Origin of the sequence: Bacillus sp. JHAA, assembly GCF_036961585.1 — a bacterium.
GTDB lineage: Bacteria > Bacillota > Bacilli > Bacillales > Bacillaceae > Bacillus > Bacillus velezensis.
The window spans coordinates 170,739-190,045 of record NZ_JBAMDE010000004.1; the positions used below are offsets into that span (position 1 = coordinate 170,739).

General features: G+C 48.7%; 11 protein-coding genes. 7 read left to right on the plus strand and 4 right to left on the minus strand.

The window, feature by feature from the left end:
* The first annotated feature begins 133 nt into the window (after positions 1-133).
* From V7728_RS11020 to V7728_RS11040, 5 genes are all read left to right on the plus strand, one after another.
* Positions 134-1,336, plus strand: coding sequence for a GTP-binding protein (locus V7728_RS11020; RefSeq protein ID WP_099566384.1), 1,203 nt, complete (start codon positions 134-136; stop codon positions 1,334-1,336).
* A 64-nt stretch (positions 1,337-1,400) separates the two neighbouring features.
* Positions 1,401-2,537, plus strand: coding sequence for a zinc-dependent alcohol dehydrogenase (locus V7728_RS11025; RefSeq protein ID WP_099566385.1), 1,137 nt, complete (start codon positions 1,401-1,403; stop codon positions 2,535-2,537).
* A gap of 14 nt (positions 2,538-2,551) precedes the next feature.
* The gene (locus V7728_RS11030; protein ID WP_007409358.1) at positions 2,552-2,986 is read left to right on the plus strand and encodes an RDD family protein; all 435 of its coding nucleotides are present in this window, start codon (positions 2,552-2,554) and stop codon (positions 2,984-2,986) included.
* A 117-nt stretch (positions 2,987-3,103) separates the two neighbouring features.
* Positions 3,104-3,382, plus strand: coding sequence for a YckD family protein (locus V7728_RS11035; protein WP_372691166.1), 279 nt, complete (start codon positions 3,104-3,106; stop codon positions 3,380-3,382).
* Positions 3,383-3,485: 103 nt separating this feature from the next.
* Positions 3,486-4,922 carry a glycoside hydrolase family 1 protein gene (locus V7728_RS11040; RefSeq protein WP_099566386.1) on the plus strand — a complete coding sequence of 479 codons (1,437 nt, stop codon included), beginning with the start codon at positions 3,486-3,488 and terminating at the stop codon, positions 4,920-4,922.
* Positions 4,923-4,962: 40 nt separating this feature from the next.
* Here V7728_RS11040 and comJ read toward each other — a convergent pair whose 3' ends face one another.
* From comJ to hxlA, 4 genes are all read right to left on the minus strand, one after another.
* Positions 4,963-5,361: a competence protein ComJ gene (gene comJ / locus V7728_RS11045; RefSeq protein ID WP_039252825.1), complete on the minus strand. Its 399-nt coding sequence runs from the start codon at positions 5,359-5,361 to the stop codon at positions 4,963-4,965.
* A 21-nt stretch (positions 5,362-5,382) separates the two neighbouring features.
* Positions 5,383-5,820, minus strand: coding sequence for a NucA/NucB deoxyribonuclease domain-containing protein (locus V7728_RS11050; RefSeq protein WP_003156588.1), 438 nt, complete (start codon positions 5,818-5,820; stop codon positions 5,383-5,385).
* Between the two features lie 356 nt (positions 5,821-6,176).
* Positions 6,177-6,734 (minus strand): 6-phospho-3-hexuloisomerase, encoded by a 558-nt coding sequence (hxlB, locus tag V7728_RS11055; RefSeq protein WP_007409354.1) that lies wholly within the window; start codon positions 6,732-6,734, stop codon positions 6,177-6,179.
* Positions 6,731-7,366 carry a 3-hexulose-6-phosphate synthase gene (gene hxlA, locus V7728_RS11060; protein ID WP_015239130.1) on the minus strand — a complete coding sequence of 212 codons (636 nt, stop codon included), beginning with the start codon at positions 7,364-7,366 and terminating at the stop codon, positions 6,731-6,733. Before hxlA ends, hxlB begins: the two co-directional genes overlap by 4 nt.
* Before the next feature lie 231 nt (positions 7,367-7,597).
* On the opposite strand from hxlA, the gene V7728_RS11065 reads away from it, so the two are divergent.
* Positions 7,598-7,960 (plus strand): winged helix-turn-helix transcriptional regulator, encoded by a 363-nt coding sequence (locus V7728_RS11065; RefSeq protein ID WP_007409352.1) that lies wholly within the window; start codon positions 7,598-7,600, stop codon positions 7,958-7,960.
* 591 nt (positions 7,961-8,551) lie between these two features.
* Positions 8,552-19,306: a surfactin non-ribosomal peptide synthetase SrfAA gene (gene srfAA, locus V7728_RS11070; RefSeq protein ID WP_099566387.1), complete on the plus strand. Its 10,755-nt coding sequence runs from the start codon at positions 8,552-8,554 to the stop codon at positions 19,304-19,306.
* Position 19,307: the final 1 nt, after the last annotated feature.

Below are 19,307 nucleotides of genomic sequence, written 5' to 3' on the forward strand. Positions count from 1 at the left end.
ACTTGATTTTAAACGGAGAATACATCAGAATAAATAGTAACGATTACGATTTATAATAATGTACATCATGGTGATAATAAGGCAGGTGCGGGGTATAAATCGTAATCATTCTATTTTGTCAGGAGGCTATTTTATGAAAAAAATTCCGGTTACAGTATTGAGCGGCTATCTTGGTGCCGGAAAGACGACCGTTTTGAATCATATTTTACAAAACCGCAACGGTTTAAAAATTGCCGTCATCGTCAATGACATGAGCGAAGTAAATATAGACGCGGGCTTGGTGAAGCAGGGAGGCGGCTTGTCAAGGACGGATGAGAAACTCGTAGAATTATCCAACGGCTGTATCTGCTGCACGCTGCGTGAAGATTTATTAGTCGAAGTTGAGAAACTCGCGAAAGACGGCAGATTTGATTATATAGTGATTGAATCAACCGGGATCAGCGAACCGATTCCCGTTGCCCAGACATTTTCTTATATAGATGAAGAAATGGGCATTGATCTGACAACATTCTGCAGGCTGGACACAATGGTGACCATGGTGGATGCAAACCGCTTCTGGCATGATTTCCAGTCCGGTGACAGCCTTCTTGACCGGAAGGAAGCGGCGGGAGAAGAGGATGAACGGGTGATTGCCGATTTATTAATTGACCAAATCGAGTTTTGTGATGTGCTCATTTTAAATAAATGCGACATGGTCGGCGAAAAAGAGCTTGAACAGCTGGAAACGGTTCTTCGCGCATTACAGCCCCGTGCCAGACTGATCCGGTCCGTCCGCGGAGAAGTGCCCGCCGAATACATATTGAATACCGGTTTATTTGAGTTTGAGGAAGCGAGTTCATCAGCAGGATGGATAAAGGAGCTGACGGCAGGTCATGAAGCGCACACTCCGGAAACGGAAGAGTACGGTATCACTTCGTTTGTGTACTCGCGGCGTTTGCCGTTTCATACCGTTCGTTTTGACAGCTGGCTGCATCAATCAATGCCTGACAGCATTGTGCGCGCAAAAGGAATTGCTTGGTGCGCAACCCGCAACAGCCTTGCGCTGCTGATGTCTCAGGCGGGTCCGGCGGTTTCGATTGAGCCTGTTTCTTATTGGGTGGCGGCAATGCCGAAACTTGAGCAGGAGCAGATCAAACAGCAGGAACCGGAGATTCTGGAAGATTGGGACGACCAATTCGGAGACCGTCATACGAACCTGGTGTTTATCGGAACAGATTTAGATGAAGCAGCCATTACAAAGGAATTGGATCAGTGCCTGCTCACGCCGTCTGAGTTCGATTCCGATTGGTCGCAGCTTGAAGATCCTTTTCAATGGGATATTCAGCGGGCCGAATAACATACCGGCCAAGTTTAGAAGCAGGTGAAAAGGGAAGGAGTGATGAAAAAGGAGCTGACCAAGTGTGAAAGCACTGACATACCAAGGAAAAGAACATATGGAAGTGAAAGAAGTCCCGGCACCCGCCATTCAAGATGAGAGAGATGTCATCGTTCGAATCACCGCAACCGGGATATGCGGTTCAGACCTTCATTTATATAAAAACGGAATACCCGCCGATCCGGGTTATACCGTCGGGCATGAGCCGATGGGAATCGTTGAAGAAACGGGCAGTCAAGTCAAAAAGCTGAAAAAAGGCGACCGGGTCGTGATTCCTTTTAACATCGGCTGCGGAGAATGTCATTATTGCAAGCACCAGATGGAAAGCCAGTGTGATGAATCTAATCCAAATCCTCATACAGATGCCGGCGGCTTATTCGGTTTTTCGGAGTTTAACGGTAATTATCCCGGCGGGCAGGCTGAATATTTACGTGTTCCTTATGCTGATTTCTCTTCTTTTCTGGTTCCGGCAGACAGTGAGCTTGAAGATGAGCAGGTGCTGCTTCTGTCAGATGTCATGCCGACCGCCTTTTGGAGCGTCCAGCACAGCGGAGTGAAAAAAGGAGATACAGTCGTTATTCTGGGATCAGGTCCGATCGGTTTAATGGCGCAAAAATTCGCGTGGAAAAAAGGAGCTAAACGGGTTATCGCAGTTGATCAAGTCCCGCACCGCCTTGAACATGCGAGACGCATAAACGGAGCAGAGACCTTCAATTTTTCAGAACATGATGAGATCGGGAAACTGCTGCATGAACATACGTCAGGGGGCGCGGATGTAGTGATTGATTGTGTCGGAATGGACGGCACGCCGCTTTCAAAAGAAAAAGCAGAGCAAAAACCGAATCAGTTCGGAACGATCAGTCCGATTCTTACAGCATCAGAAGCCGTTAAGAAGTTCGGAACCGTGCAGCTCACGGGCGCATACATTTCTGAAGCGGACGGCTTTCCGCTCGGTGATTTTTTCACACGCAACGTTTCTTTGAAAATGGGCCAGGCACCCGTTATTCATCTGATGCCGATGCTGTATCAAATGATCGAACAAAATGAAATTGATCCGACGGATATCATTACACACAAAATGAGTCTTGCGGAAGCTCCTGCTGCATATGATATATTTGACAAAAAAGAAGATGGCAACATTAAAGTGATTTTAAAGCCATAGCGAGGAGAAACACGATGAATATTTACAGACCGGCGGGATTTTGGATCAGATTGGGAGCCGTGGTACTCGACTATTTAATTACTTCAGTGCCTTTGGCGATTATTTTTATGCTGGCAACAGGAAAAGATCCGAATGAGAGCACAATGATCAGCATCATTTTGACTCTTTATGCTATTTTGCTCCCTGTATACTGGAACGGTTATGTTATCGGCAAAAAGATCTGCGGTATCCGCATCGTCAAAAAAGACGGCACTCAGGTAGGCTTTCTCACTATGATTTTGAGAGTGCTTGTGGGCGGCCTGATATATGGCGTGACGTTTGGAATCGGCGTGATCGTGAGCGCATTCATGGTCGGAATGAGAGAAGACAGACGGTCAATCCACGATTTTGTAGCGGGAACGTATGTCACATACGCGCTGCCGGACGAATCGATTGAAAAGAGCGAATAATTTCGCTCTTTTTTTTGCATAAAAAATGGATGAGGGAGCAACATATAACAAACGTTAAAGGAGGAAAGAGTCATGAAAAAAGCTGCATTGTCTTTAGCTGCGTTTTTCATTACAGCAATGGTTTTCACAATGCCGGTAAACGCCGCCGGAACAAAAATGCCTTCAACAATGTCACTCACGGAACAGCAGAAAAAAGAAATTGAATCACTTGAAAAAGAAGTGCTCGAAAAACGAAAACATGTTATATCCAAATATGTTGAGTACGGGGTCCTGCCGAAAGAAAAAGCAGAACATATTAAACAGCATATGGACAGGCGCTTTAACATGATGAAACAAAATGGGTTTGTCCCGAAGCCTCCGCCTCATAAATTGGAAAAGCGGCATCATCATTCTTAAGCATCCGGCAAGCCGGATGCTTTTTTGTTTTTATCGGGATTGCTCTGAAACGCGTTTCATAACGTATGATATCAATATCATACGCATCAGGAGGATGAAACACATGATACATAAAAAACAGGGCCTGTTCCCTGATACATTTCTATGGGGGTCAGCCTCGGCTGCCTATCAGGTTGAAGGAGCCTGGAATAAAGACGGTAAAGGACCTTCAGTATGGGACTTATTCACGAAAATACCGGGTAAAACGTTTAAAGGCTCAAATGGCGATACAGCAGTCGGCCATTATGAGCGTTATAAAGAAGATATCGCCTTGATGGCAGAAATGGGTTTGAAAGCTTACCGCTTTTCTGTCAGCTGGCCGAGAATTTTTCCGAATGGCAGAGGGGAAATCAACGAATCAGGGATCGCATTTTACGAAGACCTGATCGATGAATTGATTTCTAACGATATTGAGCCGGTGCTGACTCTTTATCATTGGGACTTGCCTCAGGCGCTGATGGATGAATACGGCGGCTTTGAATCAAGAAAAATTATTGATGATTTTAATGATTACTGCATTGCGTTATACAAAAGATTTGCCGGCAAGGTGAAATACTGGGTCACGTTAAACGAGCAGAATTATAATTTTCATAACGGGTTTATTACAGCTGCACATCCGCCCGGCGTAAAGGACAGAAAACGATTTTATGAAGCGAATCATATCGCATTTTTAGCTAATGCCAAAGCGATTGAATCCTTCAGACAATATGTTCCTGACGGCATGATCGGCCCGAGCTTCGCTTATTCACCGGCTTATCCGCTTACAAGTCATCCTGAAGACATAACTGCATTTGAAAACGCAGAGGAATTTATGAATCATTGGTGGCTTGATATGTATTGCCGGGGGACTTATCCGCAAATTCCTTTCAATTATTTAAAGGAAAAGGGCTGGGCGCCCGCCATTGAAGCCGGGGATATGGAATTGCTTGCAAAAGGCAAGCCGGATTTTATCGGTGTTAATTATTATCAGACGATTACGTACGAAAGAAATCCTCTTGACGGTGTATCGGAGGGGAAAATGAACACGACTGGTCAGAAAGGGACAAACCAGGATACCGGTATACCGGGTCTGTTTAAAACGAAAAAGAATTCGAACCTCGTGACGAGTAATTGGGATTGGACGATTGACCCGATAGGTCTGCGCATCGGCCTCCGGCGTATAACGAGCCGCTATGAGCTGCCGGTTTTTATAACAGAAAACGGGCTGGGGGAATTCGATAAAATAGAAGAAGACGGCTCAATTCAGGATGACTACAGAATTGACTATTTACGCTCCCATCTTGAACAGTGCAGAGAGGCCATTAGTGACGGAGTTCATCTCATCGGCTACTGCAGCTGGTCATTCACGGATCTGTTAAGCTGGCTGAACGGCTATCAAAAACGCTACGGTTTTGTCTATATCAATCGAGATGAAGAAGATGAAAAGGATTTGAAACGGATCAGGAAAAAAAGTTTTTATTGGTACCAGAATGTAATTGAAACAAACGGTAAAAGTTTATAAAAGTTCCCTGAGAGAAATAAGATTCTCTCAGGGCTTTCTTTTACATTGAGGCTGCATCAATAATATACGTATCCGCATGAAGATCGGATATTTCGGCAGGCACTGAATAACAGGTAAGGCTGTATCGGCCTTTCGGAATATGAAAGAAAAGCCGCTTTGACATCACGCTTTCAATCTCAATTCCATCTTTTACAGCCTCAAAGGGAACAGTCGCTTTTTTCTCATAGGATGGTACCGGTTCACTTGTGTTAAGCCTGAGGACGATAAATGCCCTCGTATTTCTCCTTGCTTCAAATGAAACAGCTCCGTCAGCTTCCGCATATCCTTTTTCAATGGCTTCATCGGTCCAATCGATAACAGGCGGTTCTGAATCTTTTTGGAAGATTGTAAATTGATGATAAGAAATGGCCAGTTCTTGCGGTTTCCATGATTTATTCAATGCGCTGTTCCTCCTGTTTTTTTACTTGATTTTAAATAATACTCTCGTTCCGTCGGGATCATTGGTAAGCTGGTGTCCGACCCAAGAGCCGGCTCCGCGGTTGTCTGCCGGAGAAATATATTCTACGGAGGCGTTATTTCCGCCCTGTTTACAAACCGCCATCGGCCATTCATCCCTATCGTATCCCGTTTTGACAGGCACATGTTTAAGAGATTGCTCACGCCGCTTATGTACTCCGTCTCTGTCAATGGTGCATATGCTGGAATGTCCTTCTTTTATCGCGTCCTTAATATGCTTTGCTGTTTCCGGATATCGATCGGACGGAAATAAGATTACTTTGTCGTAATCACTCTTCTGAACGGTCTGCTCGTTATCTGAGAAAAGATCACCCTTGATCAGGGCCGCGACTGCTCCGGCAATGATGATAAGAACAAGCAGCAGTGCTTTTAATGTTTTCAAGAGTATCAATCACCTCCAGTTTTAATTGCTGTAAAGCTGGTCCAAGAATAAAGCAGAATCGGCCGGCTGTAAAGCTGTTAAAATATATTTCTCAGCCGCAATTCAGCTGAATATCTGTAAAACCATCCGCACAAATCAACTTTATTCATTAAAAATTCGATCAGAAAGTGTTTTTTGCCGTTTCCCTATTCAGAAATGAATGGTTGCGGCCGTATCGTCAATTGACTTATTATAGCGATAAGCTCACCGGCAGGATATTTTCGTTGCGAGTGTCCGACCCGAAAACCTTGGCCTGCATGACCGGGCGCAACAAGACGATAAAAAGACGGCCATCTGATAAGAAGGCCGTCAGCAAATCATTCCAGATTCGCATGCTTTGTAAACATGTCTGCTGAATTCAATTCTTTTTTCTCCATGATTTTTAGAATAACCGCATCGTAAAACAGCAGAAGAGTTTGTTCGAATAAAGAACCCATCGGCTGAATCGTCTTTCTGTCTCCGCCGGTCTCTTCCTTAGGAGAGCCGGGAATCGTTATTGTAAGATCCGCAAGTTTGCCGAGACTTGAGTCGGGGTTAATCGTTAATGCAGTGATGATGCCGTTAAGGCTTTTGGCTTTTTCAGCCGTATGAAGCAGACTTTTTGTTTCGCCTGAGCCTGAGCCGATGATGACGAGACCGCCTTCTTGGAGGGGAGGGGTAAGCGTCTCACCGACGATGTAAGCGTTCAGACCGATGTGCATCATCCTCATGGCGAACGCTTTAGCCATAAAGCCGGAACGTCCCGCTCCGGACGTGAAGATTTGATCTGCCGATAAAATCTGATCCGCAAGCTTGTCAGCTTCACTGTCGGATATTAATGCTGCGGTGCGGGATATTTCATTTAGTATTTCATGTAAGTATTCAGTCGTTTTCATGATCCTTGTGTAATCAGCTGTTTCATTTTAGCAGCAGCATCCGCTTTATTGTCAGCTCCCGTAATGCCTCCGCCGACAATGATTAAATCTGGGTTTTGTTTGATGGCTTCAGGAAGCGTATCAAGTTTAATGCCTCCGGCAATTGCGGTTTTAGCGCTCTTGACCGCTTTTTTAATCGCCGTCAGCTCCTCGAATGAATTTTTTCCTTCTGCTTGAAGATCATAACCCGTGTGAACACAAATATAATCAACACCGAGTTGGTCAATTTCTTTTGCCCGTGTTTCAAGGTTTTTTACGTTAATCATGTCGACGAGGATTTTTTTCTGCTGTTTTTTTGCTTCGGCAACCGCCCCTTTGATCGTTGAGTCGTCTGTCGCTCCTAAAACGGTGATGATGTCGGCTCCCGCTTCTGCCGCTTTCATAATCTCGTAACCGCCTGCATCCATGATTTTAAGATCGGCAAGCACTTTCAAGTGAGGAAAGGCTGTTTTCATTTCCTGCACGGCTTTCAGTCCTTCATTAATGACAACGGGAGTGCCGATTTCCACAACATCTATATATGGTTCGACCTCTTTCACAAGTTCAATTGCTTCCGGGATATTCACTAAGTCTAATGCCAGCTGTAATTCCACTTTATATCCACTCCTCTTTTTTATGTATTTTCATTCTATAGAGTGCCCCGCATGTTGAGAAGTACGCACTTTGAAGTCTAATAGTTACTTTGAGGATACTGTCCCCGCAGGCAATGCGCTTTGTTTCAGCAAAACTGCGTGGTAGTATAAACTGATGAAAGTTGTGTGAAAAAGTAAGCGTGTATGAATAGATGATGACCGTACAAAAAGTAAGAGGAAGGAGCATTGTCCGTGAGCCGAATGGATGAGAAAACGTTTAATTGCGAAAAGGAATTGACGCTTGCCGTGATAGGCGGGAAGTGGAAAATGCTGATTATGTGGCACTTGGGAAAAGAAGGGACGAAGCGGTTTAATGAGCTGAAAGCTTTAATTCCGGATATTACGCACAAAATTCTTGTGAATCAGCTCAGGGAGCTGGAGCAGGATCTGATCGTTCACAGGGAAGTTTACCCTGTCGTCCCTCCGAAAGTGGAGTATTCTTTAACGGCGCAAGGAGAAAGCCTTATGCCGATTCTGGACGCCATGTATAAGTGGGGAAAAGATTATATGGAATTAATCAACATTGATAAAACTGCAATAAAGGAATCTTTTTGAAGTGCTCTATGTAAAATAGAGTGCTTTTTTTGCGGTTTAATGAAATCATATTGCGAACATTCGGACCGTCTGTTTCGGTTCTTGCGCTGTTTTTTCCGGGTCAGCTTACGTACGTAAATTTTTTTCATTCTGCCATAACTGGATATTCGACAGGTTTTCATTATAGTTTAAAGATTTTTAATTTTACGTAAATAATATTTTTGAAAATAAATTGCGGGATGCCGCAAAATACCCTCTGGATTTGTCGGAATTTTTTTCGGTGTGCCGCATGAAACTTTTCACCCATTTTTCGGTGATAAAAACAATATTTTCATATAAAGTGAACGTAAGTAGATATATAGAAATACATGCAGAAATAGGTAAACCTTTCGTGCTTACAATCAATGGCTTTTTGTCTTGATTTCTCATAAATTTGATGCCGCATTTCGGACTGCGCGGGTGAACGGATGACGGATTTCGGCGGTGATTGAATCGGGATCGTTTTTGGAGGTAAGTGGTTCTTTTGGCTTGAGAATGAGTTAGGGACATAGAGGGAGGCTGTTTCTAAGGGAGAATTGACATCTTTATCTTAAAAAGGGGAGGCGCACACATATGGAAATAACTTTTTATCCTTTAACAAATGCTCAAAAACGTATCTGGTATACAGAAAAATTCTATCCGAACACAAGTATTTCAAATCTTGCCGGGTTCGGGAAACTCATTTCTGAAGACCGCGTACAGGCTCATTACGTTGAGAAAGCGATACAGGAATTCGTTCGGCGGTATGAGTCGATGAGAATCCGTCTGCGGCTTGATGATGAGGGGGAGCCCGTTCAATATGTGAGCGAATACCGTCCGCTCTCTATCGGGCACACAGATATCAGGCAAGCCGGCTGCTCTGCGGACGAGCTGTCCAAATGGGGGCGTGAAGAAGCTGGCAAGCCTCTGGCGTTATATGATCAGGATTTATTCCGTTTTTCCGTGCACACGATCAGTGAAAATGAGGTCTGGTTTTACGCTAATGTGCATCACATTATTTCAGACGGGATTTCCATGACGATTCTGGGCAATGCGATTACTGATATTTATTTGGAGCTTTCAGGCGGGACAAGTGAGGAACAGACGGAGATTCCTTCTTTTATCGAGCACGTGCTGACAGAGCAGGAATATGTGCAATCGAAGCGGTTTAAAAAGGATCGGGATTTTTGGAACGGGCAGTTTGAGACCGTGCCGGAGCTTGTGTCCCTGAAACGGAGCCAGGCAGATGCGGGTCTTGGTGCGAAACGGTTTTCTCAAGAAATTCCTCACGACTTATATGGCCGCATTCATTCATTCTGCGAGGAGCATAAAGTCAGCGTACTATCTCTGTTCCAGTCAGCTCTGATCACTTATCTCTACAAAGTGACCGGCCGGGATGACGTTGTCACGGGTACGTTTATGGGAAACCGGACGAATGCGAAAGAAAAGCAGATGCTCGGGATGTTCGTATCTACGGTGCCTGTGCGGACAAGCGTTGACGGAGGACAGTCGTTCTTGGAATTCGTTAAAGGCCGGATGAAGGATCTGATGAAAATTCTCCGCCACCAAAAGTATCCGTATAACCTGCTTGTCAATGATTTGCGCGCTTCGAAAAGTTCGCTGAGCAGATTGTTTACGGTGGCTCTGGAGTACCAGGTGATGCAGTGGCAGAAAAAAGAGAATCTGTCCTTCCTGACAGACCCTATTTTCAGCGGAAGCGGTACAAATGATATTTCAATTCATGTGAAGGAACGATGGGACACCGGGAAATTGACAATTGATTTTGACTATCGCAGCGACATTTTCAAGGGGGAAGAGATTGAATCTGTTTCTGAACGTTTGATCACGCTGATAGAAGATGCGATTTCATCTCCTGATCGCATAATTGATGAACTTACTCTTCTTTCTGAATCCGAGAAAGAGCGGCTGTTGAAACGGGCCTCCGGCAATCCGGTGAATTACCGCGGAGAGATGACGATACCGGGGCTGTTTGAAGAGAAAGTGAAGTCACTGTCTGACAAACCCGCGGTTGTGTATGAAGGCCGAACATTGTCCTATCGCACATTGCATGAACAGTCAGGCCGTATCGCCGGACGCCTTCTTCAAGCCGGGATATCAGCCGATTCTCCTGTCGCGGTGCTGCTTGGCCGTTCTGAGCGTGTCATTGCCGCAATATTGGGAATTTTGAAAGCGGGCGGCGCCTATGTGCCGATAGATCCTGACTTTCCGGCGGATCGGATTCAGTACATTTTGGAGGACAGCGGAGCGAAGGCTGTTCTGACGGAGGCCGGAATACAGGCGCCCGCAGCGGATGCCGAACGGATTGATTTTGACGAGGCTGTTCAGTATGAGACGGCTGCGGACGGTGTCAGCACACAATCAGACCGGCTGGCTTACATCATCTACACATCAGGTACAACGGGGCGGCCGAAAGGCGTGATGATTGAGCACCGGCAAGTTCATCATCTGGTGCAATCACTGCAGCAGGAGATTTATCAATGCGGTGAGCAGACATTAAGAATGGCGCTTTTGGCTCCGTTTCATTTTGATGCGTCCGTCAAACAGATTTTTGCCTCGCTTCTTTTGGGACAGACGCTTTATATCGTGCCGAAAACGACTGTAACGAATGGCTCGGCACTGCTGGACTATTATCGTCAAAACCGGATTGAAGCCACTGACGGAACGCCTGCGCATCTGCAGATGATGGTTGCGGCGGGAGATGTCAGCGGAATTGAATTGCGCCACATGCTCATTGGGGGAGAGGGCCTGTCCGCCGCTGTTGCTGAACAGCTGATGGCGCTCTTTCATCAATCGGGCAGGACGCCGCGTCTGACGAATGTCTACGGGCCGACAGAAACGTGCGTAGATGCGTCCGTGCATCAGGTGTCAGCGGATAACGGAATGAATCAACAGGCGGCGTACGTTCCGATCGGAAAACCGCTCGGCAACGCCCGTCTGTATATATTGGATAAGCACCAGCGGCTTCAGCCCGACGGCACGGCCGGTGAGCTGTATATCGCGGGTGACGGTGTAGGCCGCGGCTATTTAAATCTTCCGGATTTGACCGCAGAGAAGTTTTTGCAGGACCCGTTTAACGGAAGCGGCCGCATGTACCGCACGGGTGATATGGCGCGTTGGCTGCCGGACGGGACGATCGAATATATCGGCCGTGAAGATGATCAGGTGAAAGTCCGCGGCTACCGCATTGAGCTGGGAGAAATTGAAACGGTGCTCAGAAAAGCTCCGGGCGCGGCGCAGGCCGTCGTGCTGGCACGGCCGGATCAGCAGGGCAGCTTAGATGTCTGCGCATATATCGTTCAGGAAAAAGGAACCGAGTTTCACCCTGCCGAGTACAGGGAGTATGTGTCCAAGCACCTTCCTGATTACATGGTGCCCGCTTACTTTACAAAAACGGACGAAATTCCGCTCACGCCGAGCGGAAAGGCGGACCGCAAAAAGCTGTTTGCGCTTGATGTGCAGGCTGTCAGCTCATCTGAATATGCCGCGCCGAGAAATGAAACGGAGGAAACACTTGCCGTCATCTGGCAGGAAGTTCTCGGAATGGACAAGGCGGGCATTTATGATCATTTCTTCGAGTCAGGCGGTCATTCATTAAAGGCAATGACGCTTCTGACGAAAATTCATAAGCAAATGGGCGTTGAAATTCCGCTGCAATATTTGTTTGAGCATCCGACGATTGCGGCGCTTGCCGATTATGCGGAAAACCGAAACGAAGGACCGGCATTCAGTGCAATTGAGCCGGCTGAGAAGCAGGCGAGCTATCCGCTTTCGCTCGCTCAGCAGCGGACTTATATCGCAAGCCAATTTGAAGACGCGGGAGTCGGATATAACATGCCGGCTGCGGCCATGATTGAGGGCGCTTTAGACCGTGAAAAGCTTGAGCGTGCATTTTCTGCCTTAATCAGCAGGCATGAAGCGCTCAGAACATCGTTTCAATCAGAGGACGGCACGCCGAGACAAGTGATTGGCGAGCATGTTCCGTTTCATATTGAAATGATCGAAGCGCGCGGAAGAACGAATGAACAGGTCATGAAGGACTTTGTGCGCCGTTTTGATTTATCTGAGGCGCCGCTGTTCAGAATCGGCCTGCAAACGCTCGGTCACAATCGCCATATGCTGCTGTTTGATATGCATCACCTGATTTCTGACGGGGTGTCTATTTCCATCATGCTGAAGGAACTGGCTGACATCTACGGCGGAAATCAGCTGCCTGAATTGCGCATTCAATATAAAGATTATGCCGTATGGCAGGCGGAACGGGCGAAAGCAGGCTACAAGAAGGAGCGGGCGTACTGGAAAGAAGTCTTCAGCGGCGAACTGCCGGTGCTTCAGCTGCTCCCTGATTATCCGCGGCCGCAGGTGCAAAGCTTTGAAGGTGACCGCGTGTCCGCCAAGCTGCCGAAAATGCTGCGGGAACGGCTGCAGAAGCTTGCCGAGAAAAACGGAGCCACCCTTTACATGGTGCTGTTATCAGCATACTATACGCTGCTTTCTAAGTATTCGGGACAGGAAGACATCATCGTGGGAACACCGTCAGCGGGAAGAAATCACTCCGATACCGAGGGGCTTATCGGGATGTTTGTCAACACGCTTGCGCTGCGAAGCTCCGTGAAGCAGGATCAGACATTTGCCGGCTTGTTAGGTCATGTGCGCAAGCAGGTGCTGGATGCGTTTTCTCATCAGGATTATCCGTTTGAGTGGCTGACCGAGGAGCTGAACGTGCCCCGGGACATGAGCAGGCATCCGATATTTGACACGATGTTCAGTCTGCAAAATGCTTCGGACGGAATTGCGGAGATCGGTAATCTGACGCTGTCTCTTCATGAAACAAACTTCAATATCGCCAAATTCGACCTGACCATGCAGGCTCGGGAAACAGCGGAAGGCATTGCGCTTGATTTGGATTATTGCACGAAGCTGTTTAAGCGCTCAACTGCGGATCGCATGCTTGCGCACTATGTCCGTCTGCTGGAGAGCGCGGCAGCTCAGCCGGATGCGAAAATCAGCGAATATGATCTGCTTTCTGAACGGGAGGCTTTGAATCAATTACAGCGGTTCAACCCGGAACGCACGGTATACCCGAAAGATCAAACGATCGTGCAGATCTTTGAAGAACAAGCCCGAAAGAACCCTGACCGGACGGCTCTACAGTTCGAAGGGGAAACCCTGTCGTATCAGCAGCTGAATGAACGCGCCAACAGGCTTGCGCGGCATATTCTTTCGGTCGGAGGCGGCGGAAAAACCGCGGCTGTTCTGTGTGAACGGTCAATGGATATGATTGTTTCCATTATGGCTGTGTTAAAAGCGGGGTCCGCCTATGTGCCGATTGATCCTGAGCATCCGGTTCAGCGGATTCAGCATTTCTTCTGCGACAGCGGGGCGAATGTGCTCCTGACTCAGCAAAGCCTCAAGCCGCTTGCGGAAAAGGCCGGTTTTCAAGGCGTCATTGTGCTTGCTGATGATGAGGCGAGCTATGAAAAGGACTCTCGCAATCCAGCATTGCCGTTTGATTCCAAAACGATTGCCAATCTCACTTATACATCAGGCACGACGGGAACGCCGAAAGGAAACATCGTCACACATGCCAACATTTTGCGGACGGTAAAAAACACGAACTATTTGACTGTTTCTGAAGAGGACACAGTGCTCGGTCTGTCAAACTACGTTTTTGACGCTTTTATGTTTGATATGTTCGGTTCGCTGTTAAACGGTGCAAAGCTTGTGATCGTCCCGAAAGATACGGTGCTGGATATGTCACGCCTGTCCCGTGTGATCAAACGGGAGAACGTCAGCATTCTGATGATTACGACGGCCCTGTTCCACCTGCTTGTTGATATGGAGCCGTCCTGTCTGACGACGCTTCGGAAAATCATGTTCGGGGGCGAAAGAGCGTCTGTAGAACATGTCAAAAAGGCGCTTGCGGCAGTCGGAAAAGGAAGACTGCTTCATATGTACGGCCCGTCGGAAAGCACGGTGTTTGCGACATACCATCCGGTGGATGTCATTGAAGAGGATACGCTCTCCGTTCCGATCGGGAAACCGGTCAGCAATACGGAAGTCTTTATCATGAACTCAGCCGGACGCATTCAGCCGGCGGGTATCGCGGGAGAGCTGTGCGTCAGCGGGGAAGGACTCGTAGAAGGCTACTACAACCGTCCTGAACTGACGGAAGAAAAATTTGTAAAGCATCCGTTTAAGGAAGGTGAACGGATGTATAAAACGGGCGACTTGGCCAGATGGCTTCCGAATGGCGATATCGAGTTTATCGGACGTATCGACCATCAGGTGAAAATCCGCGGTCAGCGGATTGAGCTTGGCGAAATTGAGCATCAGCTCCAAAGTCATGACCAGATTCAGGAATGTATTGTGCTCGCTGTAGATCAGGGTGCGGGTGACAAACTTCTTTGCGCGTATGTTGTCGGCCTCAGGGAAATCTCTTCCCGGGAGCTGAGGGAGCATACGGCGAAGGATCTTCCGGCTTATATGATTCCGTCCGTCTTTATTCAATTGGATGAACTGCCTCTTACAGGGAACGGAAAAATCGACAGGCGGGCGCTGCCGATGCCGGATGTGACCGCAGCGAATGCCGTGTCATATACGGCGCCGCGCAATGAAACAGAACAAAAACTGGCGGATATTTGGGCTGAGGTGCTGCAAATGGAGCGGGTCGGCGTCCATGACCAGTTCTTTGAGATCGGGGGCCACTCGTTAGCGGGGATGAAACTGCTGGCCCTTATCCAGAAGACATTCGGCGTGCAGCTTACCTTAAAGGATCTGTTCACTTCTCCGACGGCTGCGGGGCTGGCGCAGCTGATTGAAGGGACTGAGCGGAAGGCGGCTGAGAGCATCGCACCGGCGGCCGAGCGGGAAACGTATCCGGTTTCTTCACCGCAGAAGCGGATGTTCGTGCTTCAGCAGCTGGAAGGCGCTGAAACAAGCTATAACATGCCGTCTGTGCTCCGCTTAAAAGGAAAGCTTGATGCAGAAAAGCTGAAATCCGTCATGAAACAGCTGACAGAACGCCATGAAGCCTTCAGAACGACATTTGACATAAAGGATGGGGAAACGGTTCAGCGCATATGGACGGAAGCTGATATCGACATGGAATATTATGAAGCCTCTGAAGAAGATGCTGAACGGATTATTCAGAGCTTTATCCGGCCGTTCCGCCTGGATCAGCTTCCTCTCGTCAGAACGGGACTGGTCAAGCTGGCTGAACATGACCACCTGCTGCTGTTTGACATGCACCATATCATTTCGGACGGCGCTTCAGTCGGCGTGCTGATAGATGAACTGTCCCGCTTGTATGGCGGCGAAACGCTTGAGCCGCTGCGGATTCATTATAAAGACTATGCGGTATGGCAGCAGAAATTTATTCAATCAGAGCAGTACCGCAAGCAGGAGGAGCATTGGCTTCGGGAGCTTGACGGCGAGCTTCCGGTATTGACGCTGCCGGCTGATTACAGCCGTCCGGCCGTGCAAACCTTTGAAGGAGACAAGCTGGTCTTTTCTCTGACTGAGGAACAGACGTCGGCTCTTCGCAGTCTTGCGAAACAAACGGATTCTACCATGTACATGGTGCTGCTGGCGACATACAGCGCCTTTCTATCAAAACTGAGCGGACAGCATGACATCATTGTCGGCTCGCCGGTTGCGGGACGGTCACATGCGGATCTCGCAAACGTCATCGGTGTTTTTGTGAATACACTCGCGCTTCGTACGTATCCGGAAGCGGACAAAACGTTCACGGACTATCTTAAAGAAGTAAAACAAACCGCTTTACATGCATTTGACGCGCAGGATTATCCGCTTGAAGACCTTCTGCAAAAGGTTGAGGTGCAGCGTGATACGAGCAGAAATCCGCTGTTTGATGCGGTATTCTCGATGCAAAATGCAAATGCGGAAGATCTGGTCATGGAAGGAATTGAGCTGAAGCACCATCCGTTTGACAGAAAAACAGCCAAGTTTGACCTGACAATGACGGCTGAGGACACAGACGAAGCTTTAACGTTTGTGCTTGAATATAACACCGCGCTGTTTAAACCGGAAACGGCAGAGACATGGAAGCATTACTGGCTTCAACTGTTAGAAGCCGCAGCGGAAAATCCGGCTGCGAAGCTTTCTGAGCTTTCATTGGTGAATAAAACAGAAAAACAAGCTCTCCTCAACGCATGGAAGGGAAAAACACTTTCTGTGCCGCGGGACAAAACGGTTCACCGTCTCTTTGAAGATACGGCCGCCCGCTACGCGAACCGGCCGGCCGCGGCATACAACGGCGCGAAATGGACGTACGGCGAGCTGAACGCAAGGGCGAACCGGATCGCGCGCATTCTCATGGACTGCGGCGTCACGGCTGACGAACGTGTCGGCATTTTGACGAAACCGTCCTTGGAAATGGCCGCGGGCGTACTCGGCGTCCTGAAAGCAGGCGCGGCATTTGTGCCGATTGATCCCGACTACCCGGAAGAGCGCATCAGCTACATTCTGCAGGACAGCGGCGCCAAGCTTCTTCTCACACAGGAAGCGCTGGGCGTGCCGGAAAGCTACAAAGGAGAAACGATTCTGCTTGACGGCGGACGCTCCATTCTGAGCCTGCCGCTTGATGAAAACGATGAAGCGAACCCGCAGACGGAAACAACGGCGGATCATCTCGCTTATATGATTTACACGTCAGGAACGACCGGACAGCCGAAGGGTGTCATGGTCGAACACCATGCGCTGGTGAACCTGTGCTTCTGGCATCACGACGCATTCGCCATGACGGCGGATGATAAAAGCGCCAAATACGCGGGCTTCGGTTTTGACGCCTCCATCTGGGAGATGTTCCCGACATGGACCATCGGCGCGGAGCTTCATGTCATTGACGAAGCGATCCGGCTGGATATCACCCGCTTAAATCACTATTTCGAAGAGCACGGCGTGACCATCACCTTCCTGCCGACGCAGCTGGCCGAACAATTTATGGAGCTGGAAAATACCTCTCTCCGCATGCTTCTCGTCGGCGGCGACAAGCTGAAGCGGGCGGTGAAACAGCCGTACACGATCGTCAACAACTACGGCCCGACGGAAAACACCGTCGTCGCGACAAGCGGCGTCATCAATCCGGAGGAAGGATCGCTTTCGATCGGACGGGCGATTGCCAATACGAGAGTTTATATTCTCGGCGACGGCGATCAGGTGCAGCCGGAAGGCATTGCCGGTGAATTGTGTGTGGCCGGCCGCGGTCTGGCGCGCGGATACCTGAACCGTGAAGAAGAAACGGCGAAGCGGTTTACCGCAGATCCGTTCGTGCCGGGCGAGCGCATGTACCGGACCGGCGACCTCGTCAAATGGAACGCGCAGTGCGGCATCGAATACATCGGCCGTATTGACCAGCAGGTCAAAGTGCGGGGCTACCGGATCGAGCTTTCAGAAATCGAAGTCCGCCTCGCCCAGCTTGCGGACGTTCATGACGCAGCGGTGACGGCCGTGGAAGACAAAGCGGGCAATACCGCGCTTTGCGCCTATGTCGCGCCTCAGCAGGACGATATCGAAACGCTCAAATCCGCGCTGAAAGACACGCTGCCTGACTACATGGTGCCGGCTTTCTGGGTGGAGATGGACGAGCTTCCGGTCACCGCGAACGGAAAGATTGACAAAAAAGCCCTGCCGGAACCGGATATTGAAGCGGGAAGCGCCGCGTACAAAGCGCCGGAAACGGAGATGGAGACGCTGCTTTCCGACATTTGGCAGGAAGTGCTCGGTCTTGACCAGATCGGCGTAAGCGATAATTTCTTCACACTCGGCGGGGACTCGATCAAAGGCATCCAAATGGCGAGCCGTCTGAACCAGCACGGCTACAAGCTGGAGATGAAAGACCTCTTCCAGCATCCGACCATCGAAGAGCTCGTCTCCTACGTGGAGCGGACGGAAGGCAAGCAGGCCGACCAAGGCCCTGTCGAAGGCGAAGCGGACTTAACGCCGATCCAGCGCTGGTTCTTTGAACGAAACTTTACCGACAAACATCACTGGAACCAATCCGTCATGCTTCACGCGAAAGACGGCTTTGATCCGGAGATAACAGAAAAAACATTACATGTCCTGACGGTTCACCATGATGCGCTCCGGATGATTTATCGTGAACAAAAACCGTATTACAGAGGGCTTGAGGATGCGTCTGTTGAACTGAACGTCTTTGAGCTGAACGGACCTGCTGAAGACCATGAGGACCGTATCGAAAGGGAAGCAGACCGTCTTCAAAGCAGTATTTCACTGGAAACAGGACATCTCTTGAAAGCCGGGCTCTTCCGGGCTGAAGATGGAGACCACCTTCTTCTCGCAATCCATCACTTAGTCGTGGATGGTGTATCTTGGCGGATTTTACTGGAGGACTTTACGTCCGTTTATACGCAGCTGAAGCAAGGCAATGAACCCGCGCTGCCGCCGAAAACACATTCATTCGCCGAATTTGCCGAGAGAATCAAAGAATACGCAAATACGAAGGCGTTTCTGAAAGAAGCGGATTACTGGAGAGAGCTTGAGGAAAAAGAGGTATGCACTCAGCTTCCGAAAGACAGGCAGTCTGGTGATCAGCGCATGAGACATACGAGAACGGTCAGCTTCTCTCTGACGCCTGAACAAACTGAACAGCTGACGACAAACGTACATGAAGCCTATCACACCGAAATGAACGACATCCTGCTCACGGCGCTCGGACTGGCGCTGAAAGAGTGGACGGGTGAAGACACGATCGGCGTTCATTTGGAAGGCCACGGGCGCGAAGACATTCTTGACGGCCTGAATATCACCCGGACGGTCGGATGGTTTACGAGCATGTATCCGATGATCCTTGAGATGAAGCACGCCGACGATCTTTCATATCAGCTGAAACAAATGAAAGAAGACATCAGACACATCCCGAACAAAGGAGTCGGCTACGGCATTCTGCGTTATGTAACGGCGCCTGAGCATAAAGAGAATCTTTCATTTGAGATTGATCCGGATATCAGCTTTAACTACTTAGGCCAGTTTAATGAGATGTCGGATTCCGGCTTATTTACAAGATCCGGGATGCCGTCAGGACAATCGCTGAGCCCTGACACAGAGAAGCCGAATGCGCTTGATATTGTCGGATTTATAGAAAATGGGCAGATGACGATGACGTTTGCCTATCATTCTCTCGAATTTCATGAAAAAACCATTCAATCGTTCAGTGACAGTTTTAAAGGGCACCTCTTGAAAATCATAGATCACTGCCTGGCCCAAGACGGACCTGAGCTTACGCCTAGCGATCTTGGCGATGATGATCTGACGCTTGATGAACTTGATAAATTAATGGAAATTCTCTAAC